Below are 20,762 nucleotides of genomic sequence, written 5' to 3'. Positions count from 1 at the left end.
GTCCATCAAAAAGGCGCCTGCAGCGCCTTCAGTGCAGGCCCCCGTAGTTGTCTTCGCGGATGATCCGCGGCGTGATCTCGCGGGGCTCGATGGTGACCGGCTGGTACACCACGCGCTGCTGTTCGGGGTCATAGCGCATCTCCACATGGCCCGACAGCGGGAAGTCCTTGCGGAAGGGATGGCCGATGAAGCCGTAGTCGGTCAGGATGCGGCGCAGGTCGTCATGGCCATCGAAGACAATGCCGAACAGGTCGAACGCCTCGCGCTCGAACCAGTTGGCGCCGGCCCAGATGGGAGTGACCGAAGCCACCACCGGAAAATCGTCGTCGGTACAGAAGACGCGAACGCGCAGGCGCTGGTTCAGGCTGATCGACAGCAGGTGGGACACCACGGCAAAGCGCGGCCCTTCGCGGCCGACTTCCGCATAGGTGGAATAGTCCACGCCACACAGGTCCACCAGAACCTCGAACCGGCAATCCGGGGCGCTGTGCAGAACCTGCATGGCCTCCAGATAGTTGGCAGCGGACACTTCGACCGTCACCTCGCCCAGGGCCACGGTCACGCTGCGCGCCTTGTCGCCCAAGGCAGCAGCCACCACATCCCGAAGCACTTCGGGGTGAATCGCAATAGCAGTCATCATCTAGCCCTTAGACGCGAGCGATGGTATGGGTGCGGCGGATCTTCTGCTGCAGCTGGATGATGCCGTAGATCAGGGCTTCCGCCGTGGGGGGGCAGCCAGGCACATAGACATCGACCGGCACGATGCGGTCGCAGCCACGCACCACGGAATAGCTGTAGTGGTAGTAGCCGCCGCCATTGGCGCACGAGCCCATGGAGATGACCCAGCGCGGCTCGGACATCTGGTCATAGACCTTGCGCATGGCGGGCGCCATCTTGTTGCACAGGGTGCCGGCCACAATCATCAGGTCCGACTGGCGGGGGCTGGCACGGAAGACCTCCGAGCCAAAGCGGCCAATGTCGTAACGCGCCGCCGCAGCGTGCATCATCTCGACCGCGCAGCAGGCCAGACCAAATGTCATGGGCCACAGCGAGCCCGTCTTGGCCCAATTCACCACCGAGTCGTAACTCGTGGTGATGAAGCCTTCCTTCATCACGCCTTCGATCATCGTGTTTCCTTAGTGAACCCGCATCAGTCCCAGTCCAACGCACCCTTCTTCCATTCGTAGACAAAGCCCACGACGAGAACGGTCAGGAAAATCAGGACAGCGGCGAAACCAGCCCCACCCACGTCCCGAAGCGCAACGGCCCAGGGCAGCAGAAAGGCGATTTCCAAATCAAATAGGATGAACAGGATGGCGACGAGGTAGTAGCGCACATCGAATTTCATGCGCGCGTCTTCGAAGGCCTCGAAGCCACATTCGTAGGGAGAGTTCTTGGCGGCATCGGGCCGGTTCGGACCCAGCACATACCCCAGTACCAGGGGGACTACGCCGACACCCATGCCGACGAGAATGAACAAGAGAACGGGAAGATACTGGTCGATGTTCATCGTGTGCGGCTACCTTGAAAGGCATGCCCGCACCGATCAGCCTGATCAGCAGGGCAGGCTCTTAGTTATATCTTGGTGCCGTCGGCGAGACTCGAACTCGCACAGCTTTCGCCACTACCCCCTCAAGATAGCGTGTCTACCAATTTCACCACGACGGCTACGTCTCGATTTCGGCTGGCTCTTTATCTTCGTTGCAAAGATTCCGCCTACCGAACAATCTCTAGATTCTACTCTGAAAAACCCTCGGACCAGGAGGACCGAGGGCTTTGTTCGAAATTATTTCGTGGGGATCTGGGCCGCACCTTCAGCACCGGCAGCAGGCGCCTGACCTGCCGCAGGAGCAGGCACTTCGCCAGCAGCGCCAGGGACTGCGGGAGCCGGTGCCGTGATGGGGGCCGCGCCTTCCAGCACGCTGCCCGAGCTGACGGGGCGCGCATTGCTCAGATAGGCCAGCGCCAGCGTGGTCACGAAGAACACCGTGGCCAGGCCTGCCGTGGAGCGCGACAGAAAGTTCGCGCTGCCCGAGGCACCGAACAGGCTGCCGGAGCTGCCGCTGCCGAACGAGGCGCCCATGTCGGCGCCCTTTCCGTGCTGGATCAGGATCAGGCCGATCATGCCGAGTGCCGACAGCATCTGGACGGCGAGGATCACGCTTGCGAATGCATTCATTGGTTGTACCTGCTAGTAACGCGAGAGCTAAAAAAGCGAATGGAGAAACTGCTCCGGCTCACTGGGCCGCAGCGATGATGGTCAGGAAATCCGGCGCCTTGAGCGACGCCCCACCCACAAGACCACCGTCAATGTCGGCCTGGGCCAGAAGCTGGGCTGCATTGGAGGCATTCATGCTGCCGCCGTAGAGCAAGGGGATGCGGTCAGCCTGCCGGCTGGCAGCCGCCAGCTGGGCGCGCAGCACGGCATGCACCTGCTGCGCCTGCTCGGGTGTTGCGGTCCTGCCGGTGCCGATGGCCCAGACAGGCTCGTAGGCCACGACCAGCTCACTGATGCACTGCCCCACCTGATGGATCACGGCTGCCAGCTGGCGCTTGACGACTTCCTCGGTCTGCCCCGCCTCGCGCTCTGCCAGCGTTTCGCCCACACAGACGATGGGCGTGACGCCCTTGGCCAGCGCAGCCTGCGCCTTCAAGGCCACCACGGCATCGGTTTCACCATGGTATTGGCGACGCTCCGAGTGCCCCACCAAGGTGTAGCGCACGTCAAAATCCTGGAGCATGGCAGCCGAAAGCTCGCCCGTGTAGGCGCCCGAGTCATGCTGCGACACATCCTGCGCAGCCACGCCAATGGACGACCCTGCAAGCTCGGCCTGGGCCTGGGCCAGATAGGCGGCCGGCACAGCCACCGCCACACCCGCATTTCCACCTTCGGGCAGCCCCTGCTTGAGGGCCTTGAGCAACACGGCATTGGCAGCCAGGCTGCCATTCATCTTCCAGTTGCCGACGATGAGTTTCTTCTTCATGGTTACCACGTCAAAACGATTTTGCCGGTGTGCTGACTCGACTCCATCAGCGCGTGCGCCTTGTCGGCATCAGCGGCAGCAAAGGTGCTGTGAATCACAGGGCGGATACCGCCTGCCTCGATGAGCGGCCAGACCTCGCGCCGCAGCGCCTGGGCGATGGCCGCCTTGAAGGCGACAGGACGCGGACGCAGCGTGGAGCCCGTCACCAGCAGGCGACGGCGCAGGACCAGGCCCGCATCGAACTCCGCCTTGATGCCGCCCTGCACCGCAATGATGACCAGACGGCCATCCTCGGCCAGGCTCTGCACTTCGCGCGCCACATAGCTGCCCGCCACCATGTCCAGGATCACGTCCACGCCCTTGCCGTCGGTGATGCGCTGCACCTCCGCGGCAAAGTCCTGGGTACGGTAGTTGATGGCATGGTCGGCGCCCAGCTTCAGGCAGTCGGCGCATTTGGCATCGGAGCCAGCCGTCACGATGACCGTGGCGCCACGCGCCTTGGCCAACTGGATGGCCGTCACGCCAATGCCGCTGCTGCCGCCCTGCACCAGCAGGGTTTCGCCCGCCTGCAAGGCGCCGCGATCGAACACATTGCTCCAGACGGTGAAGAAGGTTTCAGGCAATGCCGAAGCCTCCACCTCGCTGAGCCCCGCCGGGATGGGCAGGCACTGGGCCACTGGCGCAACGCAGTACTCCGCATAGCCACCACCGGCCAGCAGCGCGCACACGCGGTCGCCCACGCGCAGGCCTGCCAGCCGCATGGCGTCGTCGTCACCCGACACGATCACCCCGGCCACTTCCAGCCCGGGCAGATCCGAGGCACCGGGCGGCGGGGCGTAGTGCCCCTTGCGCTGCAACACATCAGGACGATTGACACCGCTGGCCGAGACCTGGATCAGCAACTCCTGCGCGCCGGCCACGGGCAGCGGACGCTCGCCCAGGCGCAAGACCTCGGGACCACCAAAGTCCGTGAGTTCCACGGCACGCATGATTTGCTTTTCCATTTTTCGACCTCGCAATCCCTGTCAAAAATGCCACAAGCGCTGAACAGGTCAGCGCTTTTTCCAGTCACCGCATGCACCTGCAAGGCCACCCCCCCTTTTTGGGGAACGGCCTTGCCGGGCATTACTGCTGCTGTTGCTGTTGCTGCTCGCCCTCGGCAGCCGGACGGCCGCCGTCACGGGGCTCGCGAGGTTCACGCGGCTCGCGGTACTCGCGTTGCTGGCGGGGCTCACGCGGCTGGCGGAACTCACGCTCGGCAGGCGCGGGGCGCTCGCTGCGCTCCATGCCGGCAGGACGCTCGGTCAACGCCTTCAGCGACAGCTTGACACGACCCTTTTCGTCGGTCTCCATGACCTTGACCTTGATGATCTGGCCTTCCTGCAGGTAGTCGGCGACGCGCTCCACGCGCTCGTGGGCAATCTGGCTGATGTGCAGCAGACCGTCCTTGCCGGGCAGCAGGTTCACGAGAGCACCGAAGTCCAGGATCTTGGTGACCGGGCCTTCGTAGATCTTGCCGATTTCGACTTCGGCCGTGATCTCTTCGATGCGGCGCTTGGCTTCGTCGGCCTTGGCGGCATCGCTGGAAGCGATGGTGATGGTGCCGTCTTCGCCGATGTCGATCTGCGTGCCGGTCTCTTCGGTCAGTGCACGGATGGTGGAGCCGCCCTTGCCGATCACGTCACGGATCTTCTCGGGGTTGATCTTCATCGTGTACAGCTTGGGAGCGAAGGACGAGATCTCGGCCTTGGCTTCACCCATGGCTTCCTGCATCTTGCCCAGGATGTGCATGCGCGCTTCCTTGGCCTGGGCCAGGGCGACCTGCATGATTTCCTTGGTGATGCCCTGGATCTTGATGTCCATCTGCAGCGCAGTGATGCCGCTGGTGGTGCCAGCCACCTTGAAGTCCATGTCGCCCAGATGATCTTCATCACCCAGGATGTCGGTCAGCACGGCGAAGCGGTTGTCTTCCTTGATCAGGCCCATGGCGATACCGGCCACGTGGGCCTTCATCGGAACGCCTGCATCCATCATCGACAGGCAGCCGCCGCAGACCGAGGCCATGGACGAGGAGCCGTTGGACTCGGTGATTTCCGACACCACGCGGATGGTGTAGGGGAATTCTTCCTTGCTGGGCAGGCAGGCCGCCAGGGCGCGCTTGGCCAGACGGCCGTGGCCGATTTCGCGGCGCTTGGTCGAGCCCATGCGGCCCACTTCGCCAGTGGCAAAGGGAGGCATGTTGTAGTGGAACAGGAAGCGGTCCTCGAACTCGCCGGCCAGCGCGTCGATGCGCTGCGCGTCGCGCTCGGTGCCCAGCGTGGACACGACCAGGGCCTGCGTCTCGCCACGCGTGAACAGGGCCGAGCCGTGCGTGCGGGGCAGCACGGAGTTGCGAATTTCGATGGGGCGCACGGTGCGCGTGTCACGGCCGTCGATGCGCGGCTCGCCGGCCAGGATCTGGCTGCGAACGATGCGTGCCTCGATGTCGAACAGCATGCCTTCGACCTTGACGCCGTCGAACTCCACGCCCTGGGCCGTCAGGCCGGCCTTCACGGCGGCGTAGGCTTCGCGGCAGGCCTGCGTGCGGCTTTGCTTGTTGCGGATCTGGTAGGCCGCGCGCAGGGCTTCGTCACCCAGTGCGGCCACCTTGGCGATCAGCTCTTCATCCTTGGCGGGAGCGACCCAGTCCCAGACGGGCTTGCCGGCTTCGCGCACCAGTTCATGGATGGCGTCAATGGCGATGCGACCTTGCTCGTGGCCGAAGACCACGGCGCCCAGCATCACGTCTTCAGGCAGTTGCTGCGCCTCGGACTCCACCATCAGCACGGCAGCTTCAGTACCGGCCACGACCAGATCCATCTGCGAATCCTTGCGCTGGGTCTGGCCGGGGTTGAGCACGTACTCGCCATTGATGTAGCCCACGCGGGCGGCACCGATGGGACCGTTGAACGGAATGCCCGACACGGACAGGGCGGCCGACGTGGCGATCAGGGCGGCGATGTCGGCATCGACTTCGGGGTTCAGCGACACGGTGTGGATGACCACATGCACGTCGTTGTAGAAGCCTTCGGGGAACAGCGGGCGGATCGGACGGTCGATCAGGCGGCTGGTCAGGGTTTCGAGTTCGCTGGGCTTGGCTTCGCGCTTGAAGAAGCTGCCGGGGATCTTGCCTGCGGCGTAGGTCTTCTCGATGTAATCGACGGTCAGCGGGAAGAAGTCCTGGCCGGACTTGGCCTGCTTGGACGCCACCACGGTGGCCAGCACCACGGTGTCATCGATGTTGACCAGCACGGCGCCGGAAGCCTGGCGGGCGATCTCGCCGGTTTCCATGGTGACCGTGTGCTGGCCCCACTGGAAGGTCTTGGTGACTTTGTTGAAGATGGACATTGTTGCTCCTAGGGAATGTTGGCCAGATGCACTCATCCGGCCATGATGGAGAGCAATTCAGAACACGATGCCATTCCATTGCTGGATTTCTTGCTATCAAATCCGCAGCAATGGAATGACACAGCTTCGCTCTGTCTTGCTTTCTCCGAAGTAAAAAACGCCTGAGCTAGACAGGCTAACTCAGGCGTTTCGATCTCCCACCGTGCTTACTTGCGCAGGCCCAGCTTGGCGATCAGTGCGGTGTAGCGATCAGCGTCCTTGGACTTGAGGTAGTCCAGCAGCTTGCGACGGCGGCTCACCATGCGCAGCAGGCCACGGCGACCGTGGTGGTCCTTGGCGTGTTGCTTGAAGTGAGGGGTCAGCTCGTTGATGCGTGCGGTCAGCAGGGCCACTTGCACTTCTGGGCTACCAGTGTCGTTGGCAGAGCGTGCGTTGGACTTGACGACTTCAGCCTTCACGGAAGATGCGATCATTTTTTTTCCTTGGAAATTGGCGCCTCAAAGACAAAAGCAAGGAGGCAGCCTTGGTTACTTGCGCCGGGACTGGAAAGGCCCCGACGTGCGTCTTGCACCATGCAAAACCCTGGGATTATAACAAGCACGCCCGGACCGGCATCCACACCTGATTTGCGCCCTTTGCCACTTCGGCCTGCTGGCCGCCCAGAATCCCGCAAAGCCCGCGCCAAAGGCATGCCGTCACGAAGCACGGATATGTGGTGCGCAGGCATTCCATACACCAAGGGAGGGCCACGCCATGGCAGTGCGTTTTTCATTCATTCCATCGACCCGACAAGCGCAGCTGCGGCAATGCACCCTGCTCTGCCTGGTCGCGGCCCTGGGCCTGGCCCTGCCTGCCCAGGCTGCGTCCCATCGCGCCGACGCATCGGCTGCGCAAGGCTCCAAGCGCAAAAAGGGCGGGCAGCGGGTCCGGGTGCCGACGCAGCGCAGCAGCTCCGACGAGTCGCCCGAGCAACGCGACAAGCGGCTTTACCGCGAATGCCAGGGCAGGCACAACGCCGGAGCATGCGCCGGATACATTGGGCAGCCGCCGGGCAGACGCCAGCGCTGACACGCTCCCAGAAACAGTCTTAGGCCGGCCTCGAATACCCAAAAATCCGGCAAAGCCTTGCCATCATTGGATTTTTTCGCACCTCTGCACGCCTGAATTCAGCCCCATTCACTGCACAACTCCTATTTTTTGACCAAAGAAACAGATTGGTCTGAAAGACATGCACGAACAACCCCAATAGATTGAGCGGCGCACGAAACAAGCAGCAACAACCAGCGTTGCGCAAGCCAATCGACGGGGAGGGATTCAAGACATGTCATCGACCAGGCCTCAGGCTCGCCCGGGCGCCGAAGGCTTCACTGCCATCGAGTTGATGGTGGTCGTCGCCATCCTCGCCGTGCTCACCACGCTGGCAGCTCCCAGCTTCAACCTCATCATCGAGCGCTGGCGTGTTCGCCAGACCGTCGAGGCCCTGCAATCGACGCTGCAGTACGCGCGCTCCGAAGCCGTGCGGCGCGGTGGCGGCGTTTTCATCCAGAAACTGCCCCAAGGCACCAAGGGCTGCACCCTGGCGGCGCAGCACGCCGACTGGGGCTGCGGCTGGGTGGTGTTCGTCGACCGCAATGGCAACAGGCACTGGGATCCCAAGGAGGAGCTGCAGCGCTTCGACACGCCCGCCCGCACCCTCGTCACCCGCTCCCGGTCTGCCTCCATCATCAGTGTGGACCGTTGGGGTCAGTTGGGCGGACTCACCGCCATGGGCTTCGCCATTGCGCCATCTCCGGCCGGAATCACTTCCGCCGCAACCCAAGGCATTTGCGTCTCGTCCGGCGGACGCATCCGGGTGGTCGGCCAGGAGGGTATTCCATGCGCCTGACACGTACCCGCAATCGGCATCCCAATGGCTTTACCCTGATCGAAACCCTGGTCGCCACCGTCATCACGGCCCTGGGTGTTCTGGGAATCCTGGGACTGCAGATGCGCACCCTGGCCGACAACCAAAGCGGCGTGCGCCGCGCCCAGGCCATCCGGCTGATCGAGGACCTCAGCGAGCGCACGCACGCCAACCCCAACTCCCTCGGACAGATCGGCCGCTACGTTTCCGACTGGAATCACGCCCCCGAATCCGTCGCCGACTGCAGTGCCGCCGCATGCGGCCCGGACGCAATGGCCAGCTACCACCTCGCACGATGGAAGGCATCCGTTCGCCAACTGCTGCCAGGCGGGGCCGCCAAGGTCTTCCTCGCAGGAGACGAGGCAGCCGCCAGCGCCGGCAATGGGCGCCAGCTGGGGATCATGATCAGTTGGCGCGAGAACGAAAAGTCCGGCAAGGCCGACTACAAGGACCCCATCGGGCTTGATGGCGATGGCGATCGCATGCACAGCGATCAGGCCATGGCCTGTCCTGCAGGCAGAACCTGCCACCTGCAATACATCGCACTCAGCGCTCGCTGCGCTCCCTACCTTGCAAACAACGCAGTACAGCTCTTCTGCGCAGGCCCATGAATCCCCATCGCATCGCCACCGCTATTGCGGCCAGACCGCGTCAACGCGGGCTGAGCCTCGTCGAACTGCTGGTCGGACTTTTCCTGGGACTGCTGATCATCGGCGTGGCCATGGGCGCACTCATGGCGTCACGCGCCGTGTCCGCCACCGTCAGCGATGCCAGTCAGTTGCAACAGCAGGCTTCCCATCTCTTCCGTGTCATGGGCCGGCAGATCCGGCAGGCGGGGTCCCTGCGGCTGCTTCTTGCATCACACAAGAAGGCAACAGAAGCCATTGACGTGGCAGACCCCGTTGCATTCGAGGTGGGCGCACTGGACTTCAACCCCGCGCACGACACCATCCAGGGCCTCGATGCACCCGGGCGCTCCCAATACAAGCTCGCCGTGGGCTACAGCAACTACACGCAGCCGCTGCACACATCGGCCATCGAGACCTCACTGCAGCGCAATTGCCTGGGGCAGACCAACAGCGACAGCCTCATCCTGAGCCGCTTTGTCCTGGACGCCAGTAAAAACACCCTGCGCTGCGCCGGAGCGCCCTCCGCGGGTGCCCAGCCCCTTGCCAGGAACGTCGCCAACTTCCAGGTGCGCTACCTGATCCAGGCGCCGGGGGGCGCCGCCCGCATACAGTATGTCAACGCAGCCGCCGTAGGCCAGGACTGGCCTCGCGTCGTCGGCGCCGAGGTCTGCCTGGTGCTATTCGGCAACGAGGCCATCGACATGCCCGCCAACAGCAGCTATACCGACTGCGACGACAGCGGCGGTACGGCCGAATCCATCCACATGGCCACGCTGCCTGCGCCCAGGACGCGGCGCCTGCACATGGTCTTTCGCAGCGTGTACCAGTTGCGCAGCCAGGGGTTGGCCGGATGACGCACAAGGCTGCAGGCATGCGACATGCCCACACCTGCGCAGCGCAGCGCCAAAAAGGCATCGCCCTGTTCATCGTGGTGGTGCTGGTCATGCTGTCCATGCTGCTCGCCCTGTGGGCGTCGCGCAGCGCACTGTTCAACGAAATGTTCGTGGGCAACGATGCCGACTACCAGCGCGCCCTGGAAGCTGCACAGGCCTTGCTGCAGGATGCCGAACTGGATATTCGGGGCGAACAGGCCAGCGGCGCCGCCTGCGCCGCCAGCAGCAGCCAGCCATCCGTCTGCCGCAGCGGTGCAGGCATCGCACAGTTCCCCCGGGAAACCGGGGAAGTCGGCCTGCTGCTGGCCAGCCTCGCTGAGGCCGCACCCACTGGATGCCGCGATGGCCTGTGCACCAAGCGCACGGGACCTCAGGACTTCTGGAACAACGCGGACGAAGGCCAAGGGATCACGCTGGGCCAGATGACTGCCGCTGACGTCGGCGCACGCTACGGCCAGTTCACGGGCGCCATCGCTGGCGGAAAGAGCGACTCCATCCTGGCAAATCGTGAGGCAGGAAAGGGAGGCTGGTACTGGATAGAGATCCTGCCCTATGACGTCAACGCAGGGAACTCGGGCGTCATCGCCAACGGCTCACCCCGACTGGCCCTTTACATGCAGCCCCAGGTGATCTATCGCATCACGGCCATTGCCCATGGCCGCAAGAGCAACACCCAGGTGGTGATGCAGCAGACCTATGCCCGGCAGAAACGCCGCGACTGACTCAGGACACCTGACATGCCCCACCTCTGCCATCCCTGGCTCCGGCGCATCCTGCTGCCAGCGCCGACAGCCGCAGCCATGGCCGCTGCAGTCCTGGCCGCGCAAAACAGCCAGGCAATGGATATGACCCAGTCGTCGCTTGGGCCCCGAGTCAAGGTCACGATAAAGCCTGGCCTGCCGGCACCCATCCAGGTCCAGCAGGTCTTGGAGGCAGACACTCCAATTGCCAGGGTTCAGGCAGATGGCACCGAATTCGCCGCGCCCATTGAAGACTGCCCGGCCGGACAACAGGCAGATGCCAAGGGCCGCAGCAGCTCCATGGCCTCCAGCGGCAGCGTGATTACGCGGGCCGGCGTGGACATATTCAGCGCCCGCTACAGCGCAAAAGCGGCCTGGAGCGGCTGGATCAGCGCAGAAACCGTCCAGGCCGATGGCAGCCTCACCGCAACAGCCGGCTGGCAAGGCAAAACCACGGCCGGCCACCTGGATGCACTCAGCGACGAACAGGCAATCAATGACCGTCTGATCCTGACCTGGAGCGACAGACTGCAAAGAGGCGTGTCCTTCAAGTGGAATGAACTCGACCACCTGCAGAAAGCCTCCCTGGGCATCGATGTCGAAGGAAGAGCAGACAACCTGGGCAAGCACAGGCTCAACTTCATACGCGGCGACCGCCGCATGGAAGCGCCGGGACAACCGCCGCGCGTTGGCCCCACCCGTCCTTTTCGCCAGCGCAGCTCGCGCCAGGGCGACATCGTCAACTCCCAGATCTGGCATACCGGTCATCCCGTGGACAACTGGCCCCTGCCGGGCTATGCCGCCTATACCCTCGCCCAGCAGAAACGCCAGCCCATGATCTATGCAGGCGGCAATGACGGCATGCTGCATGGCTTTTCGGCCACCGAAGGCAGGGAAAAGATCGCCTACATCCCACGAGGCGTGATCTCCGGACTGGCAAGACTTTCCGACCCCGACTATGACGCCCGGCATCGCTACTTTGTGGACGGCTCCGCCATGAGCGGCGACATCCCCCCGGGCAGCGTTGCGTCCTCGCAGTGGCGCACTGTGCTGGCTGGCATGGCGGGCGCCGGAGCCAAGGGCTACTTCGTGCTGGACATCACCCATCCGGAGGCTTTCAGCGAGTCCGGTGCCAGCTCGCTGGTCCTGCTCGACCGAACCCAGACACGCAACAGCGATCCCGGCGACTGCGCCAGCCTGGATGAGATGCGCCAGCGCGCCACTTGCCAGGAAAACAAGGACCTGGGCCATATTTTTGCGGCGCCCGTGCTGGACGATGCCAACCCGCAACGCAGCACTCAGATCACGCAGTTGAACAACAACCGCTGGGCACTGGTGACGGGCAACGGCTACCACAGCACCAACCAGCGGCCCGTGTTGCTGATCCAGTATCTCGATGGCAACCAGGAGCTGTTGCGCCTCGTTGCCACGGGCAATACCCCAACCGGCACCACCCCCGAGACCTCCCACAACGGACTCTCCGCCCCGCGCCTTGTGGACATCAATGGAGACGGCCTGCCCGATGTGGTCTACGCAGGTGACATCCAGGGCAATCTGTGGAAATTCCTCATCGCCAGCGGTGACTCCTCCCGCTGGGGCGTGGCCTTCGACGGCCGGCCGCTGTACACAGCCTGGGGTGGCAGTTCTCCATCGGCCACTCGCAACCTGCGTCAAGCCATCACCGCCCCTCCTTCCGTACGCGCCAATGACCGGCGCAGGGCCAGCAAAAATGCCAAAGAAGGGCGCGAGCGCTTGACGGCAGGCGGCATGCTGGTGGCATTCGGTACCGGACGCCACATCACGCGGCAGGATTCTGGCAACACAGCGGTCCAGAGCATCTATTCCATCCTCGACAGCACCCGCTACAGGCTGCTCGCGGACGGCAGAGTGCAAGCTTGCCTCGATGGCAAGGATTCGGACTGCAGGCAGCCTGACGGACAGCGAGCGGCACCCGTTTCAGGCATCGGAGAACTGGCCAGGCGCTCGGTGAACCATCAGCCGGCAGGGGCGGCCGGCCAAGGCTTCTGGCGCGTTGACTCCACGACCGACCTCGACTGGACGCGGCACAAAGGCTGGTACATGGACCTGCCCCTGCCGGGCGAGCGCCTGCTCAAGCCAATGGGCTTCTACGACGGCAGCAACATCCTCGCGATCTACAGCCAGATACCTGCCGGATCCCCCAGGCGCCCCGGCGAAAGCGCAAGCCCGCCCGACGCCTGCAATGCGAGCGAGGAGCGCCAATTCCTGACATTCATGAACATCATGGATGGCAAGCGACCCGGCGTTCCGTTGATGGACAGCAACGGCGATGGGGTCTACGGCACGGCAGATGAGGAGGTCTCGCGCGCAAGCGTCGCCAGGGGATCCCAGGCCTTGCTCCACAAGGGCCATCACGCCATCGGCTACGACGCCGAAGGCCGCCGCAATGTACTCGCCCGCATGCCGGAGCAATCCCTGCGCCCCAGCTGGCGCCAAATGAAATGAGGCACCACATGCGCCGCCCTCGATCCCCAGGATTCACGCTCATCGAACTCATGATCGTCGTGGCCGTCATCGTCATCCTCGGCACGGTCGCCGTCCCCAGCTACAACGAGTACATCCGCGCAGTCCACCGCGCCGACGCCCGCGCCGGCCTGCTCCAGGCCCAGCAATGGCTGGAGCGCGCCGCCACCGCCAACGGCACCTACCCCACCGAGTTGCCAGCAGATCTGACCTGGGCCCACGACTCCAGCAAGCGCTACACCATCGACTTCCTGTCAACCAGCGGCCACGACGACGACACCTACACCCTGATCGCCACACGCCGCGGCTCCCAGTTCGGTGACCGATGTGGCGATTTCACGCTGACCCATACGGGCGAGCGTGATGCGCTCGGCCTGGGTGTGAATACCACTGCGGTGGAGTGCTGGGGGCGGTAGCAGTAGCTGCGGCTGCGCATGACGCCTCAGGTTGCGCAGCTCAACCCAAGCCGATCCGCCCCTACCTTGCGGAGAAGCACCCGCAGGTCGCCTCCCACACTTGAGACTGAATGGAATGCCATGGCCTGGGCATCGGCCAGTCTGCTCAAAGAGGGCGTATCGGCCCAACCGGCTCCGTTCCATAGAAGCTTGGGCGCCAGATAGGCCAACCATTCGTCTACCAGCCCTGCTTCGGCAAGCGCAGCATTGAGCCGATGGCCGGCCTCGACGTGCAGCTCATTCACTTCCAGCCTGGCCAGATCATGGATCATGGCGGGCACATCCACACGCCCCAGACCATCAGGCACATACTGCAACTGCGCTCCACGCTCCAGCAGCGCAAGCGCGCGGTTTGATGCCAAATCACTGACTGCCGTGTAGATGACGACCTTGCGTTGCGCAGCAAACAAGAGTGCATCCGCAGGTGTCTGGAGCTGGCTATCCACCACGATGAGCATGGGCTGCCGGGACGTTTCTACCTCTCTGACATCCAGGCGAGGATTGTCGGCAAGCACCGTGCCTATGCCCGTCAGGATCGCACAGGAACGGGCGCGCCAAGCATGGCCATCATGCCGGGCTTCGGCAGAGGTGATCCACTGACTCTGCCCATTGCTCAATGCAGTGATGCCATCCAGAGAAGCCGCCACTTTGGCGCGCACCCAGGGCCTGGCACGAAGCATGCGGCTGAAAAAACCCAGATTCAGCTCCCACGCCTGATCTGCGCCATCACCAATCTCAACCTCGACCCCTGCGGCGCGCAGCCTCTCAAAGCCCTGGCCACCCACGCGGGGATTGGGATCCGTCAACGACGCCACGACCTTGCCGATGCCGGCCTCCACCAGCGCATCGCAGCACGGCCCTGTGCGGCCATGGTGAGCGCAGGGCTCCAGGGTCACATAGGCAGTGGCGCCTCGCACGGAGTGCCCTCGGGACTGGGCATCGCGCAAGGCCATGATTTCGGCATGCGGACCTCCCGCGCGCTGGGTGGCGCCTTGACCCAGCAACACCCCCCGGGAGTCGACGATGACGCAGCCGACCCGAGGATTGGGGGAGGTTCTGAACAGCGCTTGCGTGGCAAGCTCGATGGCCTGAGCCATCCATTGCGAGGACAATTTGGAGACCATTTCAGGAGGTCAGCGGTAGCCTAGGCCCTCTGCCAACTATCGCCAGCAGTAGTCCATGGCCGCCTGCTTGTTGGCGAAATACTTGTCACTGTACTCTTTCAAGTCCTTGCGGCCATATTGGTCCAGGTAGTAATCGCCGCAGCGATCCGAGGCCATGCCGGCAGATGCCTTTCGCACGGCCTTGATGGAGTAGGCATCCCGCACATCCTCAGTCACCACAACCGAAATGTCATAGACCGCTGTGCCCTGCCCCTTGGGGGGAGATACCGAGAAATATGCAGGGAACAGCGCAGAATTGGTCACGGCGGTTCCAGCGCTGTTCTTGTCATAGCGGAAATTCTCCGAATAGAACCGTTCCATCCACTGCTGAGCAGACGAGAGAACGGTTCTGGCCTCGGACCTGCGGCTCTTGGCCACATATTCCTTGTAGGAGGGGTAGGCCACAGAGGCCAAGATGGCGACGATGGCCACGGTAATCATCAGTTCGATCAGCGTGAAACCCGCCATCAATCGAGAATCTCTTTTCATTGATTGGTCCTCAGGCCGGGGACATCACGCCACTGCATGCGGGGAGAAGAACTGAAGCACATGATGGCGTCCGCATTGCGGCCCACCACACGCTTGGCACCCATGCCAGGGCCGCAGGTGGGTGAGGCCTTCTCGCAGGTACTGCCCGTGCAAGTACATCCAGGTTCGCCCGCCTTGCAGTTTTTGGTGAAGGGCTTCTTGGAGCGGTCATTCACCACGCGTACGCGCTGGTCACCGCCAATGTCCTTGCCGGCGATGATGACCGTCTTGGAGTTCACCACCATCGTGCCTTGCACATTGCGCTCGGCACGTCCGGAAATAGGATCGATAGTGTAAAGGGTCGTGTTGGGCGTATCCGAGCACTGGTTGGAATCCGATTTGGGCCGGACCCCCACCAGAGAAAGCACGCCCGCATCCAGCGACGGATCGGCGAGCACGGCCTCGGCCGAGCCAGGCAGGGCGATGTACCAGCCATCGTGCTGTGACCAGTCCAGCGCCGTTCCATCGGAAGATAGGTAGACATTGCCCGCACTATCGCGCGTATATGCACGGGACACCAGCGTGCTGCCCGACCAGGCCGGTAACGCCCTTGACGTGGGCATACCAGGGCGATCCCAGATGCCATAGACGCGTTGCGTGGTGCCCGTCGCAGGGAAGTCCCCGGTTTCAAATGCATTGCCAGTACCAAAGGTGACCAGCATGCCGCCACGCCCCATGAACAAGGTCTGCGGCGCTGTTGTGATGGGCAGTTGCGTCGTGACAGCCGAGGCTCCGGTGCCCGTGGTGTACTGGGCTCGGAACAAGGGAAGGTTGGCGGACGACGTGGATTTGTAGGCTACGCCCCAGTTGTCTGCCGTCGTGCTGGACACATCGAACTTCCACAGATTGCCCTTGAGATCCCCTGCGTAGATCACATCGGCCGTACCGTCGCCGTTGTAGTCCTCCCAGCGTGGCATGGCCATGCCATTGCCGGTGCCAGCATCGGCGACGATCTTGGTATAGCGCCCGCTCCAACTGCCGCTCGAAGGGCCATCCATGTAGAGGATATAGAGCACCGCCTTGCCACCGGGAGACCTGTTGCCGTTGCCCAGCAGCAGCGCATACTGGCCGTTGTTCATCTTCGCCACGGGTGTGGCCTGATTGCTGGTGGTATGGATACCCACATCGCCGGTGATATAGCCGAGATCCGCATCATCGTCCGACGTGAATTGCCATTTGAAGATGCTGGACGCATTGGACTCCGAGAAGCTCGAAGGGTCGGTCGCATCGAGAGCAAACACGGCGCGTCCACCGCGACCCAGCGATGCGAAGACATAAGACCGCCACACCGACTTGGAGCCCGATGTCACCAAGACGTCCGCCGTAAAAGGATTGCCGTCCACATAGGGCCAGATCGTGCCCTGCGGCAAGGTCTCGGTGGAATCCAGTGTGAAATTGGCGTTGTTGAGTTTGGTGCGACTGGAAGTGTCGCGCTGCAGCGGCAGCTCGGGCAGGCGATTGGCCAGCACCCCCGGCACATAGGCCAGCAGCTCATTGCCATTTTCCGCATCGAAGGCGTGCAGCATGCCGTCATTGGCAGCCACCCACAGCAGCTTCTTGCGGCTACGGTTGTCGCCATAGAACTTGGTGTAGTCGGCGTTGCCCTGAATCAGCGCCTGAGGGCGATCCTGTATCCAGGGTGTGCCGTTCACGATGGAGCCCAGCAGACTATTGCCACGCTGGCGCAGAGCGGAGGCGCCCTCCAGAGATTGGTCGCCGCGCACATAGTTCAAGGCCAGCTTGGCGTTGTCCACGCTGAGCTTGTTGGCTGAAGCCGTGGTCATCTGCTCTTTATATGCGTCGGTCAGGGAGTCCCAGCGCAAGGCGATACCCGCATTGCTGCCATTGCCGCTGTTGGTGATGATGGCGCGCGTGCCACCCGCCGCAGCGGTCTTGAGCATCAGCCCGGCTTCCCACGAGTAATTGGCGCCGACATTGCCGTCCGCATCGATCTTGTAGGCCTCCAGCGCGCCCGAATAGGTCGCGTTGTCGAATTTGGCCACGTACTTGTAGCTGCCTGACACGAACTGAGAGGACGAGATGGCTGGAGCCGCATTCGAGTCCTTCGCCACGGCATCCAGCACCCGGCGCAACTGGGCCTCGAGAATTTCAGGACGGCGTGCGAGAAAGTAGCCGTCCGGAACACCATCCGAGCCAGAGTTTCCATCGCTGCTCAGGCTGTCCCAGCTGGCCTGGTTGGGCGGCATGGTCAGTGTGCTGTAGGTGCCGTTTGACAGCTTTTCGCTGGAGCGGAAGTAGCCGTATTTCGCTGCGTACCACAGCGGGTCCTTGATCAGTGCATCCGTCTCGCCAACCATGTTGAAGGTCATGGGCACCAGATAGTCCTCGTTCTTGACCGTGCAGTAGGCGGCGAATTTGCTGCTGCTGCCGTCGCTGAACGAGACCGTGCCATTGCCGGTGACATTGCAGACCGTGCCGTCATACGTCTTGGTGCCAATCAGCCGCTTGCGGTAGCTGTCATCACCGCAGAGATACTGGGGGGTATCGGGCATGCCCTTGAGCTTGCCACTGCTGTAGTGCTGGTGGGTCAGGTATCGCCCATTGGCGGATTTGCCGCCCGTTTGCACCCCAATGATACTGAAGCCATGGGTTCCCGGACTGCCCCCGCAGACACCCGGGATGTCGGTGGTGATTTTGATATCCCAGCCAGAAGGCGAACTGGCATTTGCAATCAAGTCGTAGCGCAGGAAGCCGGTGATATCCATGTCGTAGTCGCCGCCCATCAGAATGTCATTCCAGGTGACGATGAAGGAACCATAGAACTCGCCGGAACTGATGGAGGCAAAGGTCAACGGCGCACTGACATTTCCGCCGTCCTGCACGCTCTCAGGCGTGATATAGACATATTTCTTGGGATTGCTGCCAGGGATCAGTACGTCGATTCGCGGAGAGCCACCGGTCAGCGAGGCGGCCATGGTCCGGACCTTGAGTGCGTTCTCCACCGTGCCCAGATCCGAGGGCGGATTGGAGATAGTGCGAATCTTGGCGGTGTTGCCATAGAGCGCGGCGCCTGCCACCTGGTAGGTTCCGCCCATAGCGGGCGCTTCGGGACAGATGCCATTGACGTCCGACAGCGTGCCCACGGTCTTGGCCGAGCAGGCATTCTTGTCGTCCGCCGCTGTCAGCCCCTTGCCGCCCACCGAGCCTACGGAGCGCGATGTGCCTGTCAGCCCTTCGGCATCCCCGATCTTGTTGACGTAGGAATCCAGATTTCCAGTGGTATTCGACAAGGTGCCAAAGGCCGTTCCTGCCTGGCCGTCAAAACTCAGCGCATTGGACGAGAACGCAAGGATATTGAGGGGCCTGCAGATGGCATTGCCATATTTTGCACGCGCATCCGTCGTGGCCAGCGGGTCGGCCCATGTCGCCACGGGCATGCCCGCCGTCGTGTCGTTGTTGCTGGATGACGGATTGTTGGGCGTAGGACTGCTGCCGTTGTAGGCGTAGTACTGCAGGGCCTGCACCACCATCTCGCCTATGGGGTTGCCCCAGGCCGGCAAATCCCCGTCGGGAGAATTGCTGGGCGTCTTGCCGTTTCCATACGAGGTGCCATTGCGTCCGAACAGGATGATGGAGTCGAAGGTCTTTATGGCACCCTTGCCCGTTTCTCGAAGGTCGTCCAGCTTCTTGGCACATTTCGAGGATTCGCTGTGGCAGAAGACACCGGTGCTGCGGTTGATCTCGTCGTCCAGATCGCGGATGTTCTTGCGCAATGCACCCGCCGTATGGTTGTTGTCGTAGCTGCCCGTGATCAGGCCGAATTCCACGCGCGCCGCAGCGTTGCTGGTGCTCGGATAGCCGAACTCCTGCAACAGGCCATAAGGCTTGTAGTTGGATGTGGAGTCCGCCGGATAGGCCTGGCAACGCTCATCGCCCAGCAGGCTGGGAACACAGGCCTTCACCTTCACCGTCAGGTCAGGGCCTACGCCGGAATAGGTGGCTCCGTCCGCAGTCTTCGAAGGAATCTTCTCTTCATGCTTGACCCCACCGTTGCCCTTGTCTGTATCGGAATAAAAGCGCGCCAGCTTGGGGCCAAAGGTGCCCAGGTTGTAGTTGTCCGTGTCATCTCTCCAGCGGCAGAGCTTGACCTCCACGGTGGACCAGAATCTGACATTGCCCTTGACCAGCCGGATATTGGGTTCCGACAAGGCAGGATTTTCACTGCTGCCCGTGACACACATGCTCAGGCCTGCATAAACATTGGCATTGGCGCCCGTCGTCTTTATCAGATCAGTGGTCGAGAATGGCGTGTAATCACGGATATCCGTGCCACGGTAGTATTTGACGAAGGAGTGCGCATCCTGCACCAGCCTGGAGCCCATCAGCACCGTGGATTCGTTCTTGTCCTCGCTGCGAAAACCTCCATAAAGCATCTTGCGCACGGTATCCAGGCGCGTCATCGTCGCCCAGTTGAGGAAATTGCCGCTCCAGTACGACTGCGTTGCCGGGCAACTGAACTTGGTGGATTTGACGGACCCGGTGGTGACCTCTGTTTTGGTCGCAAGCACCTTGGGCACGAAGATGCCGCTTTCATAGGCATAGCACTTCGTGGCATCGAAATAGCCGTAGTACTTGAAGTCGGGCTTGAAGGTGGTGTCGATCACTCCATCGCCATCGAGGTCTTCAAAGTCCGTGTAAACCGGCCCGAACAAGGTGTGGTCCTTCGAAGCCGTCAGCATGATCATCGGCTTGTTGGCCGATGTGACGATGTTCGGCGGAACGCCTTGACGTGGCCTGGACACTTCCAGCGGACTCGCGCCAACGGCAGTGCAGGCGAACGCAGCCACCAAGCCACCCACAAAGGCCAACAATGATTTTCTTGTATTCATTTTTCCCTCACCTCAAGGAAAGTAGATGGTCTGGAGCACCACCTGCGTGCGTTGCGAGTAGCCAAAGCCACGGGCTGTAATCCTGTACATATACGACCACTGATTTGCGTTCTCGCCCCGCGATGTGACCAGGGTTTCATCAAGATTCATCCGTACATGCTTTCTGCGGAAAATCTCTATCAGGTACTCGGGCTGCACGGCCACACCCGTAATGGCTGCAACGCCTGTATATGTTCCAAGCGGCACGCCTCCCGTAAAATTGCAGTTGGTTGCCTTGACCGGTGTTCGACTGGGCTTGGAGTCAAAATCGTCATTCCACAGCCCCCCTTTTCCGGTAGGCCACCAGGGCTCGGCAACTGTGGCGTTGTCCTTGGCGGCGGCAGCCCAGTCCGTGGTCGTATAGCTGGCATCAGCCATGTAGCAAAGCCCGCCCTTGCAGGTGGAAGAAAAGTCGTTGGGATTGAGCTCCTGAACTCCACGAGAGCAGGAGGCATTGGTGCGCAACGCGGTCTCGACATTCAGGATGTCCCGCTCCGCGTCCCGCAATGCCGATTCGGCCGCCTGGCGTGCAGCCTCCTGATCCTGCTGATTGCGTGCCAACCCCTCGGACAGGGTCGATTGCTTGACCATCCACAGCGTGATGCCCGTGATGGCAACCAGCAGCAGCATCACGACAACCAGCGCCACGCCACGTTGATGATTGATTTTTTGTTGCGACGACATGATCA

The 20,762-nt window shown here is 62.4% G+C and carries 18 protein-coding genes and 1 tRNA gene; 6 read left to right on the top strand and 13 right to left on the bottom strand.

Translation table 11 applies throughout. From position 1 onward, the window contains the following. Positions 1-28: 28 nt before the first annotated feature. The 9 genes from AC5I49_RS21700 to rpsO form a co-directional block, all read right to left on the bottom strand. On the bottom strand, positions 29-637 hold the full coding sequence (locus AC5I49_RS21700) for an NADH-quinone oxidoreductase subunit C (protein WP_026062051.1): 609 nt from the start codon (positions 635-637) through the stop codon (positions 29-31). A 10-nt stretch (positions 638-647) separates the two neighbouring features. Next, positions 648-1,127: a NuoB/complex I 20 kDa subunit family protein gene (locus tag AC5I49_RS21695; RefSeq protein ID WP_012206978.1), complete on the bottom strand. Its 480-nt coding sequence runs from the start codon at positions 1,125-1,127 to the stop codon at positions 648-650. 23 nt (positions 1,128-1,150) lie between these two features. Beyond that, complete coding sequence (locus AC5I49_RS21690; RefSeq protein ID WP_012206979.1) at positions 1,151-1,510, bottom strand: NADH-quinone oxidoreductase subunit A; 360 nt, start codon at positions 1,508-1,510, stop codon at positions 1,151-1,153. A gap of 73 nt (positions 1,511-1,583) precedes the next feature. Continuing rightward, positions 1,584-1,668: transfer RNA gene (locus AC5I49_RS21685), tRNA-Leu, on the bottom strand. A 118-nt stretch (positions 1,669-1,786) separates the two neighbouring features. Then, positions 1,787-2,179, bottom strand: coding sequence for a preprotein translocase subunit SecG (secG, locus tag AC5I49_RS21680; RefSeq protein ID WP_016447712.1), 393 nt, complete (start codon positions 2,177-2,179; stop codon positions 1,787-1,789). Positions 2,180-2,237: 58 nt separating this feature from the next. Beyond that, positions 2,238-2,984 carry a triose-phosphate isomerase gene (gene tpiA / locus AC5I49_RS21675; protein WP_017404094.1) on the bottom strand — a complete coding sequence of 249 codons (747 nt, stop codon included), beginning with the start codon at positions 2,982-2,984 and terminating at the stop codon, positions 2,238-2,240. A gap of 2 nt (positions 2,985-2,986) precedes the next feature. Further along, positions 2,987-3,988: an NAD(P)H-quinone oxidoreductase gene (locus AC5I49_RS21670; protein WP_016447714.1), complete on the bottom strand. Its 1,002-nt coding sequence runs from the start codon at positions 3,986-3,988 to the stop codon at positions 2,987-2,989. A gap of 121 nt (positions 3,989-4,109) precedes the next feature. Then, a complete protein-coding gene (pnp, locus tag AC5I49_RS21665) occupies positions 4,110-6,371 on the bottom strand; it encodes a polyribonucleotide nucleotidyltransferase (protein WP_016447715.1) in 2,262 nt (753 codons plus the stop codon). Between the two features lie 206 nt (positions 6,372-6,577). Beyond that, on the bottom strand, positions 6,578-6,844 hold the full coding sequence (rpsO, locus tag AC5I49_RS21660) for a 30S ribosomal protein S15 (RefSeq protein ID WP_012206984.1): 267 nt from the start codon (positions 6,842-6,844) through the stop codon (positions 6,578-6,580). Between the two features lie 848 nt (positions 6,845-7,692). Here rpsO and AC5I49_RS21655 point away from each other — a divergent pair. Genes AC5I49_RS21655 through AC5I49_RS21630 form a run of 6 tightly spaced genes read left to right on the top strand, consistent with a single transcriptional unit; the run spans position 7,693 to position 13,454 of the window. Further along, positions 7,693-8,256, top strand: a complete 564-nt coding sequence (locus AC5I49_RS21655; RefSeq protein WP_016451209.1) for a GspH/FimT family pseudopilin — start codon at positions 7,693-7,695, stop codon at positions 8,254-8,256. Further along, a complete protein-coding gene (pilV, locus tag AC5I49_RS21650) occupies positions 8,247-8,885 on the top strand; it encodes a type IV pilus modification protein PilV (protein WP_133072479.1) in 639 nt (212 codons plus the stop codon). The genes AC5I49_RS21655 and pilV overlap by 10 nt, the downstream gene beginning before the upstream one ends. Further along, entirely contained in the window at positions 8,882-9,757 is an 876-nt protein-coding gene (locus tag AC5I49_RS21645; protein ID WP_133072480.1) for a PilW family protein, read from the top strand. Before pilV ends, AC5I49_RS21645 begins: the two co-directional genes overlap by 4 nt. Continuing rightward, complete coding sequence (locus AC5I49_RS21640; protein ID WP_133072481.1) at positions 9,754-10,518, top strand: pilus assembly PilX family protein; 765 nt, start codon at positions 9,754-9,756, stop codon at positions 10,516-10,518. The genes AC5I49_RS21645 and AC5I49_RS21640 overlap by 4 nt, the downstream gene beginning before the upstream one ends. Before the next feature lie 15 nt (positions 10,519-10,533). Then, positions 10,534-13,020, top strand: coding sequence for a pilus assembly protein (locus AC5I49_RS21635; RefSeq protein WP_495789872.1), 2,487 nt, complete (start codon positions 10,534-10,536; stop codon positions 13,018-13,020). 8 nt (positions 13,021-13,028) lie between these two features. After that, positions 13,029-13,454 (top strand): type IV pilin protein, encoded by a 426-nt coding sequence (locus AC5I49_RS21630; RefSeq protein ID WP_026062047.1) that lies wholly within the window; start codon positions 13,029-13,031, stop codon positions 13,452-13,454. 26 nt (positions 13,455-13,480) lie between these two features. Here AC5I49_RS21630 and ribD read toward each other — a convergent pair whose 3' ends face one another. The 4 genes from ribD to AC5I49_RS21610 are packed head-to-tail and all read right to left on the bottom strand — an operon-like array spanning position 13,481 to position 20,757. Beyond that, on the bottom strand, positions 13,481-14,617 hold the full coding sequence (gene ribD / locus AC5I49_RS21625) for a bifunctional diaminohydroxyphosphoribosylaminopyrimidine deaminase/5-amino-6-(5-phosphoribosylamino)uracil reductase RibD (RefSeq protein ID WP_495789871.1): 1,137 nt from the start codon (positions 14,615-14,617) through the stop codon (positions 13,481-13,483). A 36-nt stretch (positions 14,618-14,653) separates the two neighbouring features. Then, the gene (locus tag AC5I49_RS21620) at positions 14,654-15,145 is read right to left on the bottom strand and encodes a type IV pilin protein (RefSeq protein ID WP_074921034.1); all 492 of its coding nucleotides are present in this window, start codon (positions 15,143-15,145) and stop codon (positions 14,654-14,656) included. Beyond that, positions 15,142-20,034, bottom strand: coding sequence for a pilus assembly protein (locus AC5I49_RS21615; RefSeq protein ID WP_495789870.1), 4,893 nt, complete (start codon positions 20,032-20,034; stop codon positions 15,142-15,144). Before AC5I49_RS21615 ends, AC5I49_RS21620 begins: the two co-directional genes overlap by 4 nt. 12 nt (positions 20,035-20,046) lie before the next feature. Further along, positions 20,047-20,757 (bottom strand): pilus assembly PilX family protein, encoded by a 711-nt coding sequence (locus AC5I49_RS21610; RefSeq protein WP_083393570.1) that lies wholly within the window; start codon positions 20,755-20,757, stop codon positions 20,047-20,049. Positions 20,758-20,762 lie beyond the last annotated feature (5 nt).

It is taken from the genome of Delftia sp., from assembly GCF_059499305.1.
Note: the sequence above shows the minus strand (reverse complement) of the source record. Positions and strands in the feature narration are given on the sequence as shown.

What these genes read in the sequence shown, in the direction of transcription:
- AC5I49_RS21700 (WP_026062051.1), bottom strand. Translation starts at nt 637, where the DNA reads ATGACTGCTATTGCGATTCACCCCGAAGTGCTTCGGGATGTGGTGGCT.
- AC5I49_RS21695 (WP_012206978.1), bottom strand. Translation starts at nt 1,127, where the DNA reads ATGATCGAAGGCGTGATGAAGGAAGGCTTCATCACCACGAGTTACGAC.
- AC5I49_RS21690 (WP_012206979.1), bottom strand. Translation starts at nt 1,510, where the DNA reads ATGAACATCGACCAGTATCTTCCCGTTCTCTTGTTCATTCTCGTCGGC.
- secG (WP_016447712.1), bottom strand. Translation starts at nt 2,179, where the DNA reads ATGAATGCATTCGCAAGCGTGATCCTCGCCGTCCAGATGCTGTCGGCA.
- tpiA (WP_017404094.1), bottom strand. Translation starts at nt 2,984, where the DNA reads ATGAAGAAGAAACTCATCGTCGGCAACTGGAAGATGAATGGCAGCCTG.
- AC5I49_RS21670 (WP_016447714.1), bottom strand. Translation starts at nt 3,988, where the DNA reads ATGGAAAAGCAAATCATGCGTGCCGTGGAACTCACGGACTTTGGTGGT.
- pnp (WP_016447715.1), bottom strand. Translation starts at nt 6,371, where the DNA reads ATGTCCATCTTCAACAAAGTCACCAAGACCTTCCAGTGGGGCCAGCAC.
- rpsO (WP_012206984.1), bottom strand. Translation starts at nt 6,844, where the DNA reads ATGATCGCATCTTCCGTGAAGGCTGAAGTCGTCAAGTCCAACGCACGC.
- AC5I49_RS21655 (WP_016451209.1), top strand. Translation starts at nt 7,693, where the DNA reads ATGTCATCGACCAGGCCTCAGGCTCGCCCGGGCGCCGAAGGCTTCACT.
- pilV (WP_133072479.1), top strand. Translation starts at nt 8,247, where the DNA reads ATGCGCCTGACACGTACCCGCAATCGGCATCCCAATGGCTTTACCCTG.
- AC5I49_RS21645 (WP_133072480.1), top strand. Translation starts at nt 8,882, where the DNA reads ATGAATCCCCATCGCATCGCCACCGCTATTGCGGCCAGACCGCGTCAA.
- AC5I49_RS21640 (WP_133072481.1), top strand. Translation starts at nt 9,754, where the DNA reads ATGACGCACAAGGCTGCAGGCATGCGACATGCCCACACCTGCGCAGCG.
- AC5I49_RS21635 (WP_495789872.1), top strand. Translation starts at nt 10,534, where the DNA reads ATGCCCCACCTCTGCCATCCCTGGCTCCGGCGCATCCTGCTGCCAGCG.
- AC5I49_RS21630 (WP_026062047.1), top strand. Translation starts at nt 13,029, where the DNA reads ATGCGCCGCCCTCGATCCCCAGGATTCACGCTCATCGAACTCATGATC.
- ribD (WP_495789871.1), bottom strand. Translation starts at nt 14,617, where the DNA reads ATGGTCTCCAAATTGTCCTCGCAATGGATGGCTCAGGCCATCGAGCTT.
- AC5I49_RS21620 (WP_074921034.1), bottom strand. Translation starts at nt 15,145, where the DNA reads ATGAAAAGAGATTCTCGATTGATGGCGGGTTTCACGCTGATCGAACTG.
- AC5I49_RS21615 (WP_495789870.1), bottom strand. Translation starts at nt 20,034, where the DNA reads ATGAATACAAGAAAATCATTGTTGGCCTTTGTGGGTGGCTTGGTGGCT.
- AC5I49_RS21610 (WP_083393570.1), bottom strand. Translation starts at nt 20,757, where the DNA reads ATGTCGTCGCAACAAAAAATCAATCATCAACGTGGCGTGGCGCTGGTT.